Origin of the sequence: Promicromonospora panici (genome assembly GCF_900608595.1) — a bacterium.
GTDB lineage: Bacteria > Actinomycetota > Actinomycetes > Actinomycetales > Cellulomonadaceae > Promicromonospora > Promicromonospora panici.
Genome location: NZ_UWYY01000009.1, coordinates 221,973 through 241,338 on the forward strand (window position 1 = coordinate 221,973; position 19,366 = coordinate 241,338).

The window sequence follows — 19,366 nt, forward strand, 5'->3', positions numbered from 1 at the left end:
CACGAGCGCGAGCCAGATCGACGAATTTCAGAAACAACGGATGAACTTCGCGATCTGAGGCAACGAAACCGCAGGTCCGAACGTCCCTGGGTAGCGACAGACTCCCTGTCCCTACCCAGTTGGGGGATCCAGTTCATGACCGCACGCCGCTTGCCCCGTCCATCTCCGCGCCTACTCACGATGGGGGTGGCCACCGTGCTGGCCCTCGGTCTGCTCGGAGAGGGGGCCGCGACCGACATCGCGTCCGCGTCACCATCAACGACCGACACGACCACTGCGCGCATGGCTGCCGCGGAGCCGGGCCTCCGCTTCGCCCCGGCGGCCAAGGAAGTCGAGGCCTACGTCTACGACGGCCACGTGTACTTCGACTCGGGCGTCTGGATGGCCGCCTATGGCCAGGGCTATGAGTTCCGGACCACACGCGAGAAGGTCTCCGACCCGGTCTCGCTCACCAAGACCGTGATCCGCGGCGACGAGCGGACCACCACGAAGGCGCCCGCCAGGATCGTCGACGGGATGAACGGCTTCAAGAAGGGGCTTACGGTCCAGATCGTCGATGCCAAGGGCAACGTCCTGTACAAGAAGTCCCGCACCCTGTGCCTGGGCGGTTACGAGCGCCAGCGGGTCGAGCCCACCGGCCACACCGAGCCGATCTACCCCTCGTGGTGCGGCGGCAACTGGTTCACGAAGTCCACGGTGTTCGGGCTCGAGCAGGGCTGGGCAACCCAGCTCGACACGTACTTCGAGCTGAAGACCACGAAGACGAACCTCCGGATGACCGTGACCGTCAACGATCGCGTCGCGAGGTTCCTCGGCATGCCCGCTGACAGCCGCTCGGTGTCGCAGCGCGTCAAGGTCGTCGACGAGTGCCAGATGGTGGACTGCGGTGAGGTCGGGGAGCTGCTGCTGGGCGAGCCCGACGAGGGCTTCAGCACCCTGGCGGAGGGCGAGCCCACACCCCAGGAGCAGCGCCGGCAGGCGCACACCACCGGCGCGCACGGCGGCTCGGGTGACAGCTCGGAGCCCACGCACCGCACGAACCTCTTCACGCTTCAGGACGCCGGCCAGGAGCACGGCACCGATCACCCCGCGCTCGGCCAGCCGGGATCGACACCCTCGACCAAGACCCCGGACGAGGACACCCTTCCTGACCTGGTGTCCGTGCCCGCGTGGCAGATCGGGACCGAGCGAGAGGGTCGTACGGACCGGCTCACCTTCAACGCCCACGAGTGGAACGCCGGGCCGGGTCCGCTGGTCGTCGAGGGCTACCGCCGGGGCGCCACCGAGGTCATGGACGCCTACCAGTTCTTCTACAAGGACGGCAAGGAGATCGGTAGCACCAAGACCGGGACCATGAAGTACCACGACGCTCCCGAGCACGACCACTGGCACTTCCTGGACTTCGCGAAGTACGAGCTCGTCAAGCCCGACGGCTCCCTGGTGACGACGAGCGGCAAGCAGTCGTGGTGCCTGGCGCCGACCGACCCCGTCGACCTCTCGGTGCCGGGCGCCACCTGGCGTCCGGAGGCGATCGGCCTCGACAGCACGTGCGGCGACCGGTCCGCCCTGTGGCTGCGCGAGGTGCTGCCCACCGGCTGGGGCGACACCTACAGCCAGTACCAGACCCAGGCGTTCAAGCTGACCGGCGTCCCCAACGGGACCTACCAGATCAAGATCACGGTGAACCCGAATGGTGCTCTGCACGAGCGGACGGACTCCAACAACGTGAGCTACCGGACCGTGGTCCTCGGCGGGACGCCCGGCAAGCGTACGGTGACGGTGCCGCCGTACGAGGGCATCGACACGGAGACCGAGGTGGGGTGGCGGGGCTGACCCCTCCACCCCCGTTCATGAGGGCCGGCGCTGCGTAGGCTGCGCCCCATGAACGTCAGCACGACGCCGTCGGCCGCCCCGTCCGGGAGCCGCATCACCTGCAGCCTCTCGGACGGGATCGCCGACGTCCGCCTGGACCGTCCCGACAAGCTCAACGCGCTGTCGCTCGCGATGCTCGGCGATCTCAGGGCGACCGCGCGCCGCCTGCGGCGCGAGCCCGGGCTGCGCGCGGTGGTCATCTCGGGCAACGGCCGCTCGTTCTGCGCGGGGCTCGACCTCGGCGCGGCGGCCCGCGACCCCGCCGCCGTCGCGCGGGCGTTCGTCCCGACGCCGCGCGGCACCAACCTGTTTCAGGAGGCCTGCTGGGCATGGCGGCGGCTGCCCGTCCCGGTGATCGCCGCGGTGCACGGGCACGTCCTCGGGGCGGGCGTACAGATCGCCCTCGCCGCGGACCTGCGCCTCACCGCGCCCGACGCCCGCTGGTCCGTCAAGGAGGTCGAGCGCGGCCTGGTCCCCGACATGTCCGGGATCCGCGCGCTGACCCAGCTCGTCGGCATCGAGACGGCGAAGCGCCTCACCTTCACCGCAGAGGAGTTCACAGGGGCCGACGCCGGAGGGCTCGGCCTGGCGGGGACGGTCACCGACACTCCCCTGGACGAGGCGTTCGCGCTGGCCGCCCGGATCTCCGAGCGACGCCCGGAGGCCGTGGCCGCGGCGAAGCGGCTGTTCGACCGGCGCTGGTCGTCGGGCGACCGGCGTACGTTCGCAGCCGAGCGCTGGGCGCAGCTGAAGCTGCTCCCGGGCGCGCTGAAGGCGCTCCAGCGATAACCCCCTTTGTTGTGGGCGTGATCGTTGCGATGAGACGCCCGTTTTAGGCGCAACGATCACGCCCACAACAAAGGAGTCAGCCGCGGTAGGCGCGCTGGAGGCGGACCGGGGCCAGCCGGCCGATGCCGGGGACGTCGCGCGCGGGCTGCGCCGTGAGCGCGTAGTGCGACGTCGCGGCGAGCTGCGCGGCGGTGTCCTTGTCGACCAGGACGGTCGACGGGTCGGCCTGCTCCGTGAGGCGCGAGGCCAGGTTCACCGTCGGGCCGAAGATGTCGCCGAACCGGGACAGCACCCGGCCCCAGACGAGCCCGACGCGCACCGGGATCTCGGGCTCGCCGGGAGCCGCGGTACCGAGCGCCACGCCGGAGGTCTCGGCGAGGCCGAGGGCCACCTCGGCGCCGGTGGAGATGTCGTCCGTCACGAACAGGACGGCGTCGCCGATGGTCTTCACCACGCGCCCGCCCGCGTTGACGATGATGTCGCGCGCGCCGGCCTCGAACCGCTGCACGAACTCCGCCAGCTCCTCCGACCCCAGGCCCGCCGTGCGTTTCGTGAACGAGACGATGTCCGCGAACCCGACGGCCCGCAACAAAGGCAGCTGGTGGGTGTCGCTGCGGTCGTCCGAGTGCGCACCCGCGAACTCGATGGCCATGCGCCCGGTGAGCGCCGCGAGCTGACGCCGCCACGCGTGCTCGAGCTGACCCTGCAGCATCTCCGTCATCTCCGGGAGCCGGTCCAGGGCGAGCAGGCGGGCCGAGGTCTCGTCCAGCTCATAGCGCCGCGCGAGATGCTCCACGAGCGCCTCGACCTGCCACAGCGCCAGCCGGTCGGCCGTGTGCCCGACGGACCGGATGAACGTCATCTGGGCGCGCTCGTCCATCCGCTCCTCGTCGAACAGGCCGGCCGCGTCCTGGAGCGCCTCGACGTCGGCGTCGGTGAACCAGGTCTCCGTCGGATGCGTGACGGGCAGACCGATCCAGCGCCAATAGCGCGTCACGAACCCCTTGTCGAGCCCCGTCAGCTCCACGACCTGCGACAGCGTGTACTTGCGGGAGCCGCCCAGCAGCGTCTCGTCGAGGCGAGCAGCGGTGTCGGCACCCGGCGCGTCGTGGTGCGTGTGGGGGGTCTCGGAATTGTGGAGCACGTCACCACTGTAGGCGTGGGCACCTCAGCCCCAGAACGTCAGCACCAGCGGGATCCCCGTGAGCACGAGCAGCATCCCGACCACGGTGACGACGTTCCACAGGCCCAGCCGCACGCCGCGCACGCCGTCGTCGCGGTAGAGCAGGACCCAGACGACCATGAGCCACGAGATCCCGGCAGCGATCAGGCCCGCCGTCGGCGTCCCTTCGCTCTGCACGAAGCCCCGGTCCAGCCGGACGGTACTGATCAGATAGACCGCGACGATCGCCGCCGCACACACGATTGCCTTCGCCACACCGAGCGTGGCTCGACCTGCCTCCATGGCACCTCCCGACCGTCGCACGCTGATCTTGCCTGCCGTCGCCTGTGGCGGACATTACCCCAGGCCACCCACCGTGCGGCAGGCAGTGCCGCCGACTTCACCCCGTGGTTCACCCGGCCGGTTCGGGAGCGGTCGGCCCGCGCGCTCAGCGCAGGTGCCAGACGTCGCCGGCGGTCACCGCGCGCTCCTCGCCCGACTCCAGGCGCACCACGAGCGCCCCCGACCCGTCCAGGCCCACGGCCTCACCCTCCAGCACGCCGGCCCCGCCGGCGAGCTCGGCCCGCACGCGAGTGCCCAGCGTCGCGGACACGGCCGTGTACTCGTCCAGGAGTCCGGCCGCCGCGGCGTCGCCGCCGGCCTGCTCCCATCGCCGGACGACGGCGTGCACCTCGCCGAGCAACCGCACCAGCACGTCGGTGCGGTCGGGCCGGGGGTGGCCCGCGAGCGCCAGCGAGGTCGCCGTCGGCACGGGGAGCTCGTCCGCGGACTGCGACACGTTGAGCCCGATCCCGAGCACCACGGCAGGCGGTGCGTTGTCGGGGGCAGCGCCCGGCGGCGCGGGCACCACCTCGGCGAGGATCCCGGCGACCTTGCGGTAGAGCCCCAGGCCGGCGACGGTGTCGACGGCGGGCAGCAGCACGTCGTTGGGCCACTTCACGGCGGCGGTGATCCCGCCTTCGGACACGGTGCGCACCACCGCGAGCCCGGCGAGCAGCGGGAGCCAGCCCAGCATCCCGGCGGGGACCTGGGGCCGCAGCAGCACGGACACGGTGAGCCCGGCGCGCGGCGGCGTCTCCCAGGACCGCCCGGCCCGGCCCCGGCCCACGGTCTGGTGCTCGGCGACCAGAGCCGACGGCGCCGGCCAGGCGGCCGGGTCGGCGCGGACCGCCGCCACGAGGTCGGTGTTCGTGGAGGGCGAGGACTCGACCACCTCTACCCTGGCGAACCCGGGAACGGCGAGCTTGTCGGGATACAGGGACCGGTGCACAACCTCATCCTCTCCCCTGGCTGCTGGGTCTGCCCTTGGAGGAAACCCACAAGTCAGCGGCGTGACCCGCTGGACGCTCACGCATCGAGCCTGAGGCATCCGACAACTACGCTCGAACTGTGAACGACGCCATCACCACCCTCGCCGGCACGCGCGCCAAGCTCGACGATCTGGACGCCCGCCGGGCCGCCGCCATCGACAACCCGGAGGAGACGGCCCAGGAGAAGCAGCACAAGCGGGGCAAGAAGACCGCGCGAGAACGCATCGACGCGCTCCTCGACGAGGGCAGCTTCACCGAGCTGGACGCGCTGGCCATGCACCGCAGCCGCAACTTCGGCCTGGAGAAGAAGCGCATCGCCGGCGACGGCGTCGTCACCGGGTACGGCACGATCGACGGCCGCCAGGTGTGCGTCTACTCGCAGGACTTCACGGTGTTCGGCGGCAGCCTCGGCGAGGTGCACGGCCAGAAGATCACCAAGGTGCAGGACCTGGCGCTGCGCACGGGCGTACCCCTGATCGGCATCAGCGACGGCGGCGGCGCCCGGATCCAGGAGGGGGTCGCGGCGCTGACGCAGTTCGCGGAGATGTTCCGGCGCAACGTGGCGGCGTCGGGCGTGATCCCGCAGATCTCCCTGATCCTCGGCCCGAGCGCGGGCGGCGCGGTGTACTCCCCCGCGCTGACGGACTTCATCGTGATGGCCGACCAGACGTCGAACATGTTCATCACCGGCCCGGACGTGATCCGCACGGTGACGGGCGAGGACGTCGACTTCGAGACGCTGGGCGGCGCACGCACGCACAACTCGAAGTCGGGCGTGGCGCACTACATGGGCCAGGACGAGGACGACGCGCTGGACTACGTGCGCCACCTGGTGAGCTACCTGCCGCAGAACAACCTGTCGGACGCCCCGGCGTTCCCGCCCGAGGACGAGACGCCGCTGGAGGTCACGGCCGAGGACGAGGCCCTCGACGAGCTGATCCCCGACAGCGACAACCAGCCCTACGACATGCGCGCGGCCATCGAGGCGGTCCTGGACCCGGAGTCGTTCCTCGAGGTCCAGCCGATGTTCGCGACCAACGTGCTGATCGGGTTCGGGCACGTGGAGGGCCAGTCGGTCGGCATCGTCGCGAACCAGCCGCAGTCCATGGCGGGCACGCTCGACATCGACGCCGCCGAGAAGGCCGCCCGGTTCGTGCGCACCTGCGACGCCTTCAACATCCCGGTGCTGACGTTCGTGGACGTGCCGGGCTTCCTCCCCGGCGTCGGGCAGGAGCACCAGGGCATCATCCGCCGCGGCGCCAAGCTGATCTACGCCTACGCCGAGGCCACGGTGCCGCTCATCACCGTCATCACGCGCAAGGCGTACGGCGGCGCCTACATCGTCATGGGCTCCAAGCAGCTCGGCGCCGACGTCAACCTGGCCTGGCCGACCGCCCAGATCGCCGTCATGGGTGCCAGCGGCGCCGTGAACATCCTGCAGCGCGGCGCCCTGCGCACGGTGCAGGAGGCGGGCGGCGACGTCGAGGCCGAGCGCGCCCGGCTGACCGCCGAGTACGAGGACGCCATAGTCAACCCGTGGGACGCCGCCGAGCGCGGGTACGTCGACGCGGTCATCCGCCCCTCCGAGACCCGGGTCCAGGTGGTGCGTGCGCTTCGCGCGCTGCGCACCAAGCGATCTACGCTTCCTCCGAAGAAGCACGGCAACATCCCGCTCTGACCCGGAGGAACTACATGAGTCACGAGGACGCCACCCACGGCCCGGCGCCGATGGGCCGCGTCGATGCGGAGCCGATGCACCGTGCGGTCGACGCGCTGGCGGCTGCACTGCACGACTACGTGGGGACAGCCGTGGGCGTCCGCGCCGAGTTCGGCGCGGCCGAGGCGGACGAAGACCCGCGCGTGCTGGCCCTCGAGTCGAAGGTGGGGCACCTGAACGCCGCCCTGTTCGACGCGCTGCACAGCTCGCTCGGCATGCACCCCGACCTCACCTCGTCCGTGTGGGAGCCGGCGGACGAGTCCGAGGTCGACGAGATCGTCGAGTCCGGCCTCCCGGAGGGCGGCGAGTCGTTCTACCTGGGCTTCGTCGTCGCCGCACGTGGCGGCGACGCTTCCCTGGACGGCGTGATCGACCTGCTCGACGCCGCCGGCGAGTCGGTGGCGACGCACCTCACCGAGGGCGGTTACGACATCGCGGAGTGGGCGGCATCGCGCGGCGAGGCGCCCGGTTTCGGTTTCTACGAGGAGGACGACGAATGAGCCCCCAGGTGCGCGTGGTACGCGGCGAGCCGGACGACGTCGAGGTGGCCGCCCTGGTCGCGGGCCTCGCCGCGGTCACGGCGACCGGCCCCGAGCCGGACGACGCCGCCCCGCTCGACGAGTGGACCAACCACGCCCGGGTGCTGCGCGGGAACGGCGCCGCGACGGCCAAGAACTTCGGCGGGCGCTCCGGCCGGCACAACGCCGACGCGTGGCGCTGGAGCCTGCGGTCGTGACTCCGGCGGCGGGCGCCTGACCCGGCGTCCGTCAATTCCCTGCCGGACTGTCACGGAGCCGACGTAGGCTCCGCCCATGACAAGTCCCGTGCGCCCGCCCACACCGATCGACGCCATCGCCGACGACTACGTCACGCGGCTCACCGAGCTCGTACCGTTGTCCGCGACGGCCATGGGCCTGCCCGGGCACGACCACGAGCTCGGCGACTTCTCGCCGGCTGGGCACGATGCCGTCGCGCAGGCCGGCCGCGACGTCCTGGCCAAGCTCGACGGTCTCGAGCCGGCGGACGACGTCGACCGGGTGACGCTGTCCGCGATGCGCGAGCGCGTGGGGCTCGACCTCGAGCTGCACGAGGCCGGCGAGGGCCTGCGTAACCTGAACAACATCGAGTCGCCGGTGCAGCAGCTGCGCGACGTCTTCGACATCATGGCCACGGACTCGGTGGAGGCCTGGGAGAACATCGCCGCCCGGCTGAACGGGCTGCCCGGCGCCGTCGACGGGTACATCGAGTCGCTGACCGAGGCCGCCGCGCAGGGGAACGTCGCGGCGATCCGGCAGGTGCGCGAGTGCGTCGACCAGGCGCGCGAGCTGGCCGCCGCCGACTCCTTCTTCACGTCGTTCACGCGCGGCAAGGCGGTCGACGACGTGCTCGACGAGTCGGCCGCGTGCAGCCTGGTCCGCAAGGAGCTGGAGCACGGCGCCACCGCTGCCCGTGGGGCCTACGCGAAGCTCGCCGACTTCCTGGAGCGTGACCTCGCGCCCCAGGCAGCCGAGTCCGACGCCGTCGGCCGCGAGCGCTACACCCTGTGGTCCCGGTACTTCCTGGGCGCGAAGGTCGACCTCGACGAGACCTACCAGTGGGGCCTCGACGAGCTCGCCCGCATCGTCGCCGAGCAGGAGTCGGTGGCCGCGACCATCGCCGGCCCGGGTGCCACGGTCGAGCAGGCCGTCGCGGCGCTCGACGCCGATCCCGCGCGCAAGCTCCTTGGCACCGCGGCGCTCCAGGCCTGGATGCAGGAGACCGCCGACGCCGCGACCACCGCACTGAACGGCACGCACTTCGACGTGCCGGAGCCCGTCCTGAACCTCGAGTGCATGATCGCGCCCACCCAGTCCGGCGGCATCTACTACACCCCGCCGAGCGACGACTGGGCCCGGCCTGGGCGCATGTGGTGGGCCGTGCCGGAGGGCGTCACGGAGTTCAACACCTGGCGCGAGAAGACGACGGTCTACCACGAGGGCGTCCCGGGCCATCACCTGCAGTGCGGCCAGGCCGTGTTCGCCCGCGAGACGCTCAACAGCTGGCGCCGGCTGGCCTGCTGGGTCTCCGGCCACGGCGAGGGCTGGGCCCTGTACGCGGAGCGGCTCATGGCCGACCTGGGCTACATGGAGGACCCGGGCGACCGCCTCGGCATGCTCGACGCGCAGCGCCTGCGCGCGGCCCGCGTCGTGTTCGACATCGGCGTGCACCTGGGCCTGCCCGCGCCCGAGGAGTGGGGCGGCGGAACCTGGACCGCGGAGAAGGCCTGGCCGTTCCTCAGGGCCAACGTGAACATGCCGGAGCAGTTCGTCCGCTTCGAGTTCAACCGCTACCTCGGCTGGCCGGGCCAGGCGCCGTCGTACAAGGTGGGCCAGCGGCTGTGGGAGCAGACGCGGGACGCCGCCAGGGCGGCCGCCCCCGCCGGCCAGGCGTTCGACGCCAAGGCGTTCCACGCCCGGGCGCTCAGCCTGGGCTCGGTGGGCCTGGACACCCTCCGCGAGGCGCTCGCCTGACGCCCTTGTTGTGGGCGTGATCGTTGCGCCTGAACCGGACATGTAGTCGCAACGATCACGCCCACAACAAGAGTGACGTGGGTCACGTCTCGGGGATCGCCGAATCCCTGTTTCGCCCGGCCGCATTCTCGTTACTGTGGCGCGGTGCCACGCCTGGTCCTCGCCTCACAGTCCCCCGCCCGACTCGCCACCCTCAAGTCCGCCGGAGTCACCCCGGAAGTCGTGGTGTCCGGCGTGGACGAGGACAAGGTCCTCGCCGATGCCACCGACCGGTTCGGCGAGCTCGATCCCGCCGACGCCGTGCTCGTCCTGGCGCAGGCGAAGGCCGAGGAGGTGGCGTCCCGGCTGGAGGACGCGGACGCCGAGCGCCTGACCGACGTCATAGTCATCGGCTGCGACTCCATGCTCGAGTTCGACGGCGTCGTCGTGGGCAAGCCCGCCGACGCCGACGCCGCACGCGAACGCTGGCGTTCGATGCGCGGCGGTAAGGGTGTGCTGCACACGGGTCACTGGGTGGTGGACCTGCGCGACGACGCCGCGGGCGGCACGGGCGGCACCCTCGGCTCGACCAACTCGACCACGGTCTGGTTCGCCGACATCGACGACGACGAGATCGACGCCTATGTCGCCACCGGCGAGCCGCTGCACGTCGCGGGCTCGTTCACCATCGACGGCCTCGGCGGCCCGTACATCGAGCGCATCGAGGGTGACCACCACGGCGTCGTCGGCCTCAGCCTCCCGCTGCTCCGCGAGCTCCTGACAGACCTGAACGTCCCCTGGCGAGCCCTCCGCTGACGGCGCGCCGCGCCGCCGCCGAACGTAGGCTTCGTCGTTCTCACAGCCGAAGCCACCCGCGCCAGCGGCGTCGCGTGCCGGATGTGCACAACCAGAGCAGGCCCAGCCGACGTCGCAGGCCACACGCCATGTCCGAACCCTCCAAACGGCCCGGGTCGAGGTTGGTCTGGCCTCCAGACTTTCCGCCGGGTGCCCGGGGGCGGTACTTCGGTCCCGTACGGCCGGGTTACGGTGAGCCGTGCCCAGTTCCAGCCTGCCCCGAACCATCTCGAAGGTGCTCATCGCCAACCGCGGTGAGATCGCCGTCCGCGTGGCCCGTGGATGCGCCGACGCGGGGCTGACTTCCGTCGCCGTCTACGCCGACCAGGACCGCGAGTCCCTGCACGTCCGCCTCGCCGACGAGGCGTTCGCGCTGGGCGGCGCCCGCGCCGCGGACACGTACCTCGACCCGGCCAAGCTGCTCGACGTCGCCCGCCGCTCTGGCGCCGACGCCGTGCACCCGGGCTACGGCTTCCTGTCGGAGAACGCCGAGTTCGCCCAGGCCGTGCTGGACGCCGGGCTCGTGTGGATCGGGCCGCCGCCGTCGGCCATCGAGTCGCTGGGCGACAAGGTGAGCGCGCGGCACATCGCGCAGCGCGCCGGCGCGCCCCTGGTCCCCGGGACGCCCGACCCGGTGCAGGACAGCAGCGAGGTCAAGGCCTTCGCCGAGCAGTACGGGCTGCCGATCGCCATCAAGGCGGCGTTCGGCGGCGGCGGCCGGGGCCTGAAGGTCGCGCGCACGTTCGAGGAGATCGACGAGATGTTCGACTCGGCGGTCCGCGAGGCGGTGGCGGCGTTCGGCCGGGGCGAGTGCTTCGTGGAGCGCTACCTGGACAAGCCGCGCCACGTCGAGACCCAGTGCCTTGCGGACACCCATGGCAACGTCGTGGTCGTGTCGACGCGGGACTGCTCCCTGCAGCGCCGCCACCAGAAGCTCGTCGAGGAGGCACCCGCGCCGTTCCTCTCGCCGGAGCAGGAGAAGGCCCTGTACGCGGCGTCGGAGGCGATCCTGCGCGAGGCGGGCTACGTCGGCGCCGGCACCTGCGAGTTCCTCGTAGGCGTCGACGGCACCATCTCGTTCCTCGAGGTGAACACGCGGCTCCAGGTGGAGCACCCGGTGACCGAGGAGGTCACGGGCATCGACCTGGTGCGCGAGCAGCTGCGCATCGCCGCGGGCGAGGAGCTCGGCTACGAGTCCCCTGCCGTGCGCGGGCACTCGATCGAGTTCCGCATCAACGGCGAGGACCCGGCCATGGGCTTCCTCCCGGCGCCCGGCCGCCTGAACACCATCGCGTGGCCGTCGGGCCCGGGCGTGCGCGTCGACACGGGCGTCGTCGCGGGCGACTCCGTCTCCGGCGCGTTCGACTCCATGATCGCCAAGCTGATCGTCACGGGCGCCACGCGCACCCAGGCGGTCGAGCGTGCCCGGCGCGCGCTGCGCGAGCTCGTGGTCGAGGGCATCCCCACGGTGGTCCCGTTCCACAAGGCGGTCCTCGAGGCCGACGCGTTCGTGCCGGCCGACGGTTCCCCCTTCCGCGTGCACACCCGCTGGATCGAGACCGAGTTCGCCGACACCCTCAAGACCCTGGCCCCGGCGACGCCGGCACCGGCCCGGGAGTCCGAGGCGGAGGAGATGACCGCCGAACGCGTAGTCGTGGAGGTGGGCGGACGCCGGCTCGAGGTAGTGCTGCCCGCGGGGCTCGGCGTCGCGGCGGGTCGCGCGCGTTCGGCGAACGCCGCCCGCCGTCCTGCCCGGCGCGCCCCCGGGACCAAGGCTTCGGGGACTGCCGGCAGCACGCTGTCCTCCCCCATGCAGGGCACCATCGTGAAGGTGGCGGTCGAGGACGGCGCGCAGGTGGCCGAGGGCGACCTCATCGTCGTGCTGGAGGCCATGAAGATGGAGCAGCCGATCCTGGCCCACCGGGCCGGCATCGTGCGGTCCCTGACCGCCGAGCCCGGCGCCGGCGTGACGGCGGGTGCTCCGCTCTGCGAGATCGTCGACGTCGACTGAGCCGAAGCGGGCCCGGGCCGGGCCGGGCCCAGCCCCGGCCCGGACGCCCGTCGCACGGGTGAATTCGACACCAACAAGGGTGAAAAGGGCTCAGCAAGCCGATTTACGGCCGAAACGCGACCGAAGGGCCTCGCCGGATCGGCTAGGTTCTGCGACGTGACACACGTCGTAGTACTCAGCCCTCAAGAGGCCATCGCCCTCGTCCGCCCGCGCAAGACACTCCCCTCGTTCGTCAGCGAGCTGACCTGCAACGACGGGGTCATGTCGGTGACCGGGGACCTGCGCCGCCTGACCTACGCCCCGCTGCCCGTCAAGATCGCGGCCAAGGCCGTCCCGGTCATGCACGGCTCAGCTCGGATCACGTCGTTCTGGCAGAACATCGCGGTCCTCCAGGTCGACGCCGACGCCGCAGGCCTGCCCGCCACCAAGCTGCTCCCGCTCGCCTCCGGCACCATCACGAAGATGGCGCGCAAGAGCGGACTGCCCGATAACGCGGTGCAGCTCCGCAAGGACGGCACCATCTCCCTCGACGTCCGCGCCCTGATGCGCGGCAGGTTCGCCGAGGTCACGGACTTCCGCTTCGAGGACGGCAACGTCGTCGTCGAGGGCGTCCCCGCCTGAAACTCGGCCCGGGGCAGACGTCGTCCGCCCCGGGCCGGTCGCTGACACACACCTCGCGACCTGACAGACTGACGCCGTGCCGAACGCGACAGTGCCCACCGACCTCCACCGGCACGCCGGCGACGGGTGGGTGACCTGCGGGGACCACCTGCACTGGGGCCTGTTCGGCGCGGCCGGTCTGCTGCTGGTCGGCCGGGACGACGACGGCGAGCCGGCGCAGATCGTGCTCCAGCACCGCGCCCTGTGGTCCCACATGGGCGGCACCTGGGGTATCCCGGGCGGGGCGCTCGCCCCGGACGAGAAGCCGGCGGCCGGTGCCCTGCGCGAGGCCGCCGAGGAGGCGGCGATCGACCCGGCGGCCGTGCACGTCGTGGGCACGCACGTGCTCGAGCACCCGGCCTGGACCTACACCACCGTGGTGGCCGACGTCGCCCCCGGCTACCGCATCGAGCCCCGCGCCGCCGACCCCGAGAGCCTGGAGGTGCGCTGGGTGGGGCTCGGCGACCTCGGTTCGCTGACGCTGCTGCCCGCGTTCGGCGAGGCCCTGCCGCGACTGCTCACCCTCCTGGGTTAGGGTCGATTCGTGCATATCCGGATCGCGCCCGAAGAGGTACTCGGCCTGGCGAGGATCGCCAAGCAGGCCCCGCCCATCATCACGTCGGTCGTCGGCGACGGCGACGTGATCCGCGTGGTCGCGGACCTGCGCCGCCTCGAGACCCTCCCCGGCCCGCTCAAGCTGGCCGTGAAGATCGCGCCGATCGTGCGCGCGGATGTGAAGCTGGCCGCCTTCGAGCGCGGGGTCGCCACGCTGACCGTCGAGGTGAACGCCGCGGGCCTGCCGGCGCACCGGCTGCTCAGCCTCGCCGCCGCACCCATCGAGCAGGAGGTCGCCAAGCAGGGGCTGCCGCCGGGCGTCGTGGACGTCCAGCCGGACGCGCGGATCGCCGTCGACGTCGAGCGCCTGCTGGACGCGAAGGTCCCGGGCCTCACGGTGTCGCACGTGAAGATCGAGGACGGCCGCATCATCCTCGACGCCTCCGTCGCCTAGCACTGGGTTGTGGGCGTGATCGTTGCGACTACCTGCCCGTTTTAGGCGCAACGATCACGCCCACAACAAGGGCTACTTGCCTACTCGGGCGTCCAGGACGCGCGCGCCCTCCGCGATCGAGCCCGACAGCGACGGGTAGATCGTGAAGGCCGAGGCGACGTCCTCGACCGTGAGCCGGTGCTGCACCGCCAGCGTGATCGGGAAGATCAGCTCGGACGCGCGCGGCGCCACCACGACCCCGCCGAGCACCACGCCGGCCTCGGGGTGCGCGAAGAGCTTCACGAACCCGTCCCTGATGCCGAGCATCTTGGCGCGCGGGTTGCGCGCGAGCGGCAGCGTCGTCGTGATGTATCGCGAGTTCTGCGCGCGCAGCTTCTCCTCGCTGTACCCGACGGTGGCGATCTCGGGCGCAGTGAAGATGTTGGACGCGACGGTGCGCAGCGCCAGCGGCTGGACGGCGTCGCCCAGGGCGTGCGCCACGGCGATCCGGCCCTGCATCGCGGCCACGGACGCCAGCGGGAGCACGCCCGTACAGTCGCCGGACGCGTAGACGCCGCGCACCGAGGTGCGCGAGACCCGGTCCACGACGACGTGCCCCGACTCCGACAGCCGCACGCCGGCCTCCTCGAGCCCGAGGCCCGACGTCGCGGGCACGCCGCCGACCGCCACGAGCACGTGCGAGCCGTGCACCACGCGGCCGTCGGACAGCGTCACCTCGACGCCGGCATCGGTCCGCACGGCGGACGCCGCCCTCGAGCGGGAGAGCACCGTCATACCCCGGGAGCGGAACACGCCCTCGAGCAGCTCGGCGGCGTCCTCGTCCTCGCCGGGCAGCACGCGGTCGCGGCTGGAGACGAGCACCACGTCCGAACCGAGCGCGTTGTACGCGCCCGCGAACTCAGCGCCCGTCACGCCGGAGCCCACGACGATCAGCCGCTCGGGCAGCTCGCGCAGGTTGTACATCTGCGTCCAGGTGAGGATGCGCTCGCCGTCGGGCACCGCCGTGGGCAGGGTGCGCGGGGTCGCGCCGAGCGCGAGGAGGATCGAGTCCGCCTCCAGCACCTCGGTGCCGCCGTCGGGCAGCTCGGCGACCACGTGTGCCGGGCCGTCCAGGCGGCCCTTGCCCGCGACGATCCGGATGCCCTCGCGCTCCAGGCGGCCCCGGATGTCGGCGCTCTGCGCCCGGGCGAGGGCGAGCACGCGCTTGTTGACGGCCTGCAGGTCCACGAAGTGCTTGCGCTTCTCCTCCGCCGTCCGGGCCGCGGACGCCGCCGCCTGCACGCCGGCGCCGCCCAGCCCGTGCGCCTGCGCCGAAGCCGGGGCCGCGTACGCGGACACCACGGGGATGCCGCCGGTCGCCAGCGAGACGTCGACGTCGGACAGCGGGTCCACGACGTCGTCGGGCATGCGGATGCCGAGCTCGGGGGCGCGATCGGCGATGGTCATCCACTCGGCGGTGGCGATGAGGGTCTTGGAGGGGACGACGTCGGTCAGGACCGCCGCGCCGCCCAGACCCTGCTGCTCCACCACCGTGACCTGCGCGCCGTGGCTGCGGGCCACGAGCGCCGCCTCGTAGCCGCCGGGGCCACCTCCCACGACGACGACATGGGGCGGGACTGCTGTGGGATCGAGGGGGGTCACGCCCCCATTCTCGCATCGTCGGCAGGTGTCATGAAGTTGCAGCCCTCGTGGGCGCGTGCCAGGGAGAAAGTGGCGTTAACCTCGGACCATGAGCACGGATCCAGATCTGAACGACCCGACGACCGACCCCTTCGCTGTCGCCGCCGCCGCCGCTGAGTACATCGCGGCCAAGACGGGGGTGCCGGGTCACGACGTCGCGCTCGTCCTCGGGTCCGGATGGGGTGGTGCGGCCGAGCTGATCGGCGATGTCGTCGCCGAGATCCCCACGGCCGAGATCCCCGGCTTCGTCAAGCCCGCGGTCGAGGGGCACCGGTCCACGACCCGCTCGATCCGCATCGAGCGGCCCGACGGCTCGGTGCGGTACGCGCTCGTCCTCGGCTCCCGCACGCATCTCTACGAGGGCCTCGGGCCCCGTCGCGTGGCGCACGGCATCCGCACCGCCGCGGCCGCCGGCTGCGAGACGGCGATCCTCACGAACGGCTGCGGCAGCGTGCACATCGGCTGGCGGCCCGGGCAGGTCGTGCTCATCAAGGACCACCTGAACTTCACGGGGCAGACGCCGCTCGAGGGCGCCAAGTTCGCCGACATGACGGACATCTACACGCCGCGCCTGCGCGAGATCGCCCGGAGCGTCGACCCCGACCTGCCCGAGGGCGTGTACGCGCAGTTCCACGGCCCGCAGTACGAGACCCCGGCCGAGGTCAAGATGGCGAGCCTGCTGGGTGCCGACCTCGTCGGCATGTCGACGGCGCTGGAGGCCGTCGCGGCCCGGCACTGCCGCATGGACGTCCTCGGCATCTCGCTGGCCACCAACCTGGCCGCCGGGATCAGCCCTCACCCCCTGTCCCACGAGGAGGTGCTGGAGGCGGGCCGCGAGGCCGGTCCGCGGATCAGCGACCTGCTCGCCCGAGTGATCAAGCAGATCTGATGCCTGTGTCCGCCAACCCGCCGATCGCGACCGGGACCCTCTCGGCGCCCGACCTCGTCGCCCGCGCCGAGGCCTGGATGGCCGCCGACGTGGACGACGCCGACGTCGCCCAGCTGCGCGACCTGATCACGAAGGCCGCCGATCCCTATGCGGGCCACGAGGCGCTCGCGGAGCTGGCCGACCGGTTCTCCGGGCCCCTCGAGTTCGGCACGGCCGGGCTGCGCGGCGCGATGGCAGCAGGCCCGAACCGGATGAACCGGGCAGTCGTGATCGGCGCCGCCGCGGGGCTCGGCGCGTTCCTCGCCACCGAGATCGGCCGTGGCACCCCGCGCGTGGTGGTCGGCTTCGACGCCCGCCACCGCTCCGCGGACTTCGCCCGCGACACGGCGGCCGTCCTCGTCGCGGCCGGGGCCGAGGTGCTGCTCATGCCCGCACCAGGCCCCACGCCCGTGCTCGCGTTCGCGGTCCGGCACCTGTCCGCCGACGCCGGCGTCATGGTCACCGCGAGCCACAACCCCGCAGCCGACAACGGCTACAAGGTGTACCTGGGCGGCCGCATCGTCACCGACGCGGGGCAGGGCGCGCAGATCGTCCCGCCGTACGACGCCCGGATCGCCGACGAGATCGCCCGCACCGGCGCCGCGAAGGACGTGGCGCGGGCCGACTCCGGCTGGACGGTGCTCGGCCGGGAGATCACCGACGAGTACCACGCCGCGGTCGCCACGCTGCACGACGGCGAGCGCCGCGCCAAGCTCCGCATCGTGACCACGTCGCTGCACGGCGTGGGCGGCGCGGCCGTGGCTCGGGTGCTGGCCGAGGCGGGCTTCACCGACGTCGTCCCCGTCGAGGAGCAGGCCGATCCCGACCCGGACTTCCCCACCGTGGCGTTCCCCAACCCGGAGGAGCCGGGCGCGATCGACATGGCGCTCGCCCTGGCGCAGGACGCTCACGGGGACCTCGTCATCGCCAACGATCCCGATGCGGACCGTTGCGCCGTCGCGCTGCTCGACCCGCAGTACGGGACGTACCAGGGCGCGGAGACTGCGTTCTCGCAGGGCTGGCGCATGCTGCACGGCGACGAGGTAGGCATGCTGCTCGGCTGGGACGCGGCCGAGCGAGCCGCGCGCGCCGGGCAGGGCGGCACGCTGGCCTGCTCGATCGTGTCGTCCCGGGCGCTGGCGGCGATCGCGGCCCGGCACGGGCTGGAGCACGCCACGACGCTCACCGGCTTCAAGTGGATCTCGCGGACGCCCGACCTCGTCTTCGGCTACGAGGAGGCGCTCGGCTACTGCGTGGACCCCGAGCACGTCCGGGACAAGGACGGGCTGTCGGCCGCAGTCGCCGTCGCGCAGCTCGCCAGCCGGCTGGCCGCCGAGGGCCGCACGCTCCTGGACCAGCTCGACGACGTGGCGCGCGCCTGCGGGCTGCACGTCACCGGCCAGGTGTCCGCGCGGTTCGACGACCTGGACCTGATCGGGTCGACCATGACGGCGCTGCGCACGGCGCCGCCGTCGGCCCTCGCGGGCTCGCCCGTCGACTCCGTGCGCGACCTCGCCGAGGGCCTGAACGGCCTGCCGCCCACGGACGGCGTGGTGCTCCTGACCGCCGACGATACCCGGGTCATCGTCCGGCCCAGCGGTACCGAGCCCAAGGTCAAGTGCTATATCGAGGTAGTCTCGGCGGTCGATCCGAACGCCTCCGCCGGCGCGCTGTCCGCGGCGCGCGTCGCGGCCCGGGACCGCCTGGCCCACGTGCAGTCGGACATCCGGGCAGCGCTGGGGATCTGACCGCCCGCGCGCCTACTGCACGACGGACTGCAGCATGTCGATGCCCTCCGGGTGCTCGGCCAGGTAAGCCGGCAGCTCGTCCTGCGCCACGGCCCGCATGAGGGGGTCGAACGCCGCGCGCTCGAGCAGCACTATCGACTGCCCGTCCGCGCTGCGGCCCGTGCCCGAGTAGGGGGCGGTCAGGAACGCGATGTCGTTCGTGGAGATCTGCTGGGCGCTCAGGACCATGTCCTGCATCTTGTCGATCGTGAGGCTCTCGTCGACGGTGACCGAGCTGGTGACGGCGTCGAGGAAGCGGGCCATCTTGAACAGATCGGTCCGGTCCTCGGTGACTTTCAGGGCGATGGCCCGCATCCAGGCCTGCTGCCGTTGTACACGGCCGAAGTCGCCGTTGGCCAGGGCGTACCGCTCCCGGGTGAATTCGAGCGCCTCCTCGCCCGTCATCGCCTGCCGCACGGAGCCGCCGGAGCCGTCGGGCACCGTGATCTCGACGCCGCCCAGGGTGTCGGTGAGGGCGGTGAAGGATTCGAAGTCGGTCACGGCGAAGTGGTCGATGCGCACGCCCGTCAGGTCCTCGACAGTCTGGATCATGAGCGTGGGGCCGCCGTAGGAGTACGCGGCGTTGACCTTCGCCTCCCCGTAGCCCCGGACGGGCACCCACGAGTCGCGCGGAATCGAGATCGCGGCGGCCGACTGCCGGTCGGCCGACAGGTGCACGAGCATGATGGCGTCGGTGCGCTGGGCGCCGTACTCCCACGCCGTCGGGTCGCCGGCCGAGATGCGGCTGTCTGATCCGAGCATCAGGATGTTCACGGGCGCCGTCGTGCCCTTCGCAGGCGCCGGGGCGGGACGGGTCTCCGGGTCGATGGCGGCGAACGGATCGTCGATGCGCTCGATGTTGGCGTCGAGCGCGGCCCGGACCACGAAGAAGGCGGCAACGCCGCCGACGACGACGAGCAGGAGGGCGCCTGCCACGACCGCCGCGACGAATCCCTTGCCCCGGCGCCGACGCGTATGACGCGCATCGGCGCCGACGGGGGCGGGCGCGTCGAGAAGGTCACTCACGGACTCGGGTGTGGACATACTCCGTGAGTACAGGGCTCGGTGGCCCGGGC

At 72.1% G+C, this 19,366-nt stretch carries 18 protein-coding genes; 13 read left to right on the top strand and 5 right to left on the bottom strand.

What is annotated here, in order from left to right:
• The first annotated feature begins 180 nt into the window (after positions 1 to 180).
• Positions 181 to 1,833, top strand: coding sequence for a lysyl oxidase family protein (locus tag EW117_RS12560; RefSeq protein WP_129787046.1), 1,653 nt, complete (start codon positions 181 to 183; stop codon positions 1,831 to 1,833).
• 48 nt (positions 1,834 to 1,881) lie between these two features.
• Entirely contained in the window at positions 1,882 to 2,661 is a 780-nt protein-coding gene (locus tag EW117_RS12565) for a crotonase/enoyl-CoA hydratase family protein (protein WP_129787047.1), read from the top strand.
• Positions 2,662 to 2,737: 76 nt separating this feature from the next.
• On the opposite strand, the gene EW117_RS12570 is transcribed toward EW117_RS12565, so the two are convergent.
• From EW117_RS12570 to EW117_RS12580, 3 genes are all read right to left on the bottom strand, one after another.
• The gene (locus EW117_RS12570; protein ID WP_129787048.1) at positions 2,738 to 3,805 is read right to left on the bottom strand and encodes an adenylate/guanylate cyclase domain-containing protein; all 1,068 of its coding nucleotides are present in this window, start codon (positions 3,803 to 3,805) and stop codon (positions 2,738 to 2,740) included.
• Positions 3,806 to 3,829: 24 nt separating this feature from the next.
• Complete coding sequence (locus tag EW117_RS12575; protein ID WP_129787049.1) at positions 3,830 to 4,126, bottom strand: hypothetical protein; 297 nt, start codon at positions 4,124 to 4,126, stop codon at positions 3,830 to 3,832.
• A gap of 145 nt (positions 4,127 to 4,271) precedes the next feature.
• The gene (locus EW117_RS12580) at positions 4,272 to 5,114 is read right to left on the bottom strand and encodes a biotin--[acetyl-CoA-carboxylase] ligase (RefSeq protein ID WP_129787050.1); all 843 of its coding nucleotides are present in this window, start codon (positions 5,112 to 5,114) and stop codon (positions 4,272 to 4,274) included.
• Between the two features lie 119 nt (positions 5,115 to 5,233).
• Here EW117_RS12580 and EW117_RS12585 point away from each other — a divergent pair, with 119 nt between their 5' ends.
• The 9 genes from EW117_RS12585 (at position 5,234) to EW117_RS12625 (ending at position 13,895) form a co-directional block, all read left to right on the top strand.
• Positions 5,234 to 6,832, top strand: a complete 1,599-nt coding sequence (locus EW117_RS12585; protein WP_129787051.1) for an acyl-CoA carboxylase subunit beta — start codon at positions 5,234 to 5,236, stop codon at positions 6,830 to 6,832.
• A 14-nt stretch (positions 6,833 to 6,846) separates the two neighbouring features.
• On the top strand, positions 6,847 to 7,371 hold the full coding sequence (locus EW117_RS12590) for a hypothetical protein (RefSeq protein WP_129787052.1): 525 nt from the start codon (positions 6,847 to 6,849) through the stop codon (positions 7,369 to 7,371).
• A complete protein-coding gene (locus tag EW117_RS12595) occupies positions 7,368 to 7,607 on the top strand; it encodes an acyl-CoA carboxylase epsilon subunit (protein ID WP_129787053.1) in 240 nt (79 codons plus the stop codon). Before EW117_RS12590 ends, EW117_RS12595 begins: the two co-directional genes overlap by 4 nt.
• Positions 7,608 to 7,683: 76 nt before the next feature.
• Positions 7,684 to 9,381, top strand: coding sequence for a DUF885 domain-containing protein (locus EW117_RS12600; protein WP_129787054.1), 1,698 nt, complete (start codon positions 7,684 to 7,686; stop codon positions 9,379 to 9,381).
• Between the two features lie 144 nt (positions 9,382 to 9,525).
• Entirely contained in the window at positions 9,526 to 10,176 is a 651-nt protein-coding gene (locus tag EW117_RS12605; protein ID WP_129787055.1) for a Maf family protein, read from the top strand.
• A 238-nt stretch (positions 10,177 to 10,414) separates the two neighbouring features.
• The gene (locus EW117_RS12610; protein ID WP_242504255.1) at positions 10,415 to 12,226 is read left to right on the top strand and encodes an acetyl/propionyl/methylcrotonyl-CoA carboxylase subunit alpha; all 1,812 of its coding nucleotides are present in this window, start codon (positions 10,415 to 10,417) and stop codon (positions 12,224 to 12,226) included.
• 156 nt (positions 12,227 to 12,382) lie between these two features.
• Positions 12,383 to 12,847, top strand: coding sequence for a hypothetical protein (locus EW117_RS12615; protein WP_129787056.1), 465 nt, complete (start codon positions 12,383 to 12,385; stop codon positions 12,845 to 12,847).
• Positions 12,848 to 12,923: 76 nt separating this feature from the next.
• Positions 12,924 to 13,421: an NUDIX domain-containing protein gene (locus EW117_RS12620; RefSeq protein WP_129787057.1), complete on the top strand. Its 498-nt coding sequence runs from the start codon at positions 12,924 to 12,926 to the stop codon at positions 13,419 to 13,421.
• A gap of 9 nt (positions 13,422 to 13,430) precedes the next feature.
• Entirely contained in the window at positions 13,431 to 13,895 is a 465-nt protein-coding gene (locus EW117_RS12625) for a hypothetical protein (RefSeq protein WP_242504256.1), read from the top strand.
• Between the two features lie 72 nt (positions 13,896 to 13,967).
• On the opposite strand, the gene EW117_RS12630 is transcribed toward EW117_RS12625, so the two are convergent.
• Positions 13,968 to 15,536 carry an NAD(P)H-quinone dehydrogenase gene (locus EW117_RS12630; protein WP_242504257.1) on the bottom strand — a complete coding sequence of 523 codons (1,569 nt, stop codon included), beginning with the start codon at positions 15,534 to 15,536 and terminating at the stop codon, positions 13,968 to 13,970.
• A gap of 88 nt (positions 15,537 to 15,624) precedes the next feature.
• On the opposite strand from EW117_RS12630, the gene EW117_RS12635 reads away from it, so the two are divergent.
• Both EW117_RS12635 and EW117_RS12640 read left to right on the top strand, forming a co-directional pair.
• Positions 15,625 to 16,464, top strand: coding sequence for a purine-nucleoside phosphorylase (locus EW117_RS12635; RefSeq protein ID WP_129787058.1), 840 nt, complete (start codon positions 15,625 to 15,627; stop codon positions 16,462 to 16,464).
• Positions 16,464 to 18,251, top strand: coding sequence for a phospho-sugar mutase (locus EW117_RS12640; RefSeq protein ID WP_422890783.1), 1,788 nt, complete (start codon positions 16,464 to 16,466; stop codon positions 18,249 to 18,251). The genes EW117_RS12635 and EW117_RS12640 overlap by 1 nt, the downstream gene beginning before the upstream one ends.
• A gap of 12 nt (positions 18,252 to 18,263) precedes the next feature.
• On the opposite strand, the gene EW117_RS12645 is transcribed toward EW117_RS12640, so the two are convergent.
• A complete protein-coding gene (locus tag EW117_RS12645) occupies positions 18,264 to 19,316 on the bottom strand; it encodes an LCP family protein (protein ID WP_242504258.1) in 1,053 nt (350 codons plus the stop codon).
• Between the last annotated feature and the right edge of the window lie 50 nt (positions 19,317 to 19,366).

Excerpts from the sequence above, each read along its gene's own strand:
- EW117_RS12560 (WP_129787046.1), top strand. The coding sequence starts at position 181 with ATGGGGGTGGCCACCGTGCTGGCCCTCGGTCTGCTCGGAGAGGGGGCC.
- EW117_RS12565 (WP_129787047.1), top strand. The coding sequence starts at position 1,882 with ATGAACGTCAGCACGACGCCGTCGGCCGCCCCGTCCGGGAGCCGCATC.
- EW117_RS12575 (WP_129787049.1), bottom strand. The coding sequence starts at position 4,126 with ATGGAGGCAGGTCGAGCCACGCTCGGTGTGGCGAAGGCAATCGTGTGT.
- EW117_RS12590 (WP_129787052.1), top strand. The coding sequence starts at position 6,847 with ATGAGTCACGAGGACGCCACCCACGGCCCGGCGCCGATGGGCCGCGTC.
- EW117_RS12595 (WP_129787053.1), top strand. The coding sequence starts at position 7,368 with ATGAGCCCCCAGGTGCGCGTGGTACGCGGCGAGCCGGACGACGTCGAG.
- EW117_RS12600 (WP_129787054.1), top strand. The coding sequence starts at position 7,684 with ATGACAAGTCCCGTGCGCCCGCCCACACCGATCGACGCCATCGCCGAC.
- EW117_RS12635 (WP_129787058.1), top strand. The coding sequence starts at position 15,625 with ATGAGCACGGATCCAGATCTGAACGACCCGACGACCGACCCCTTCGCT.
- EW117_RS12640 (WP_422890783.1), top strand. The coding sequence starts at position 16,464 with ATGCCTGTGTCCGCCAACCCGCCGATCGCGACCGGGACCCTCTCGGCG.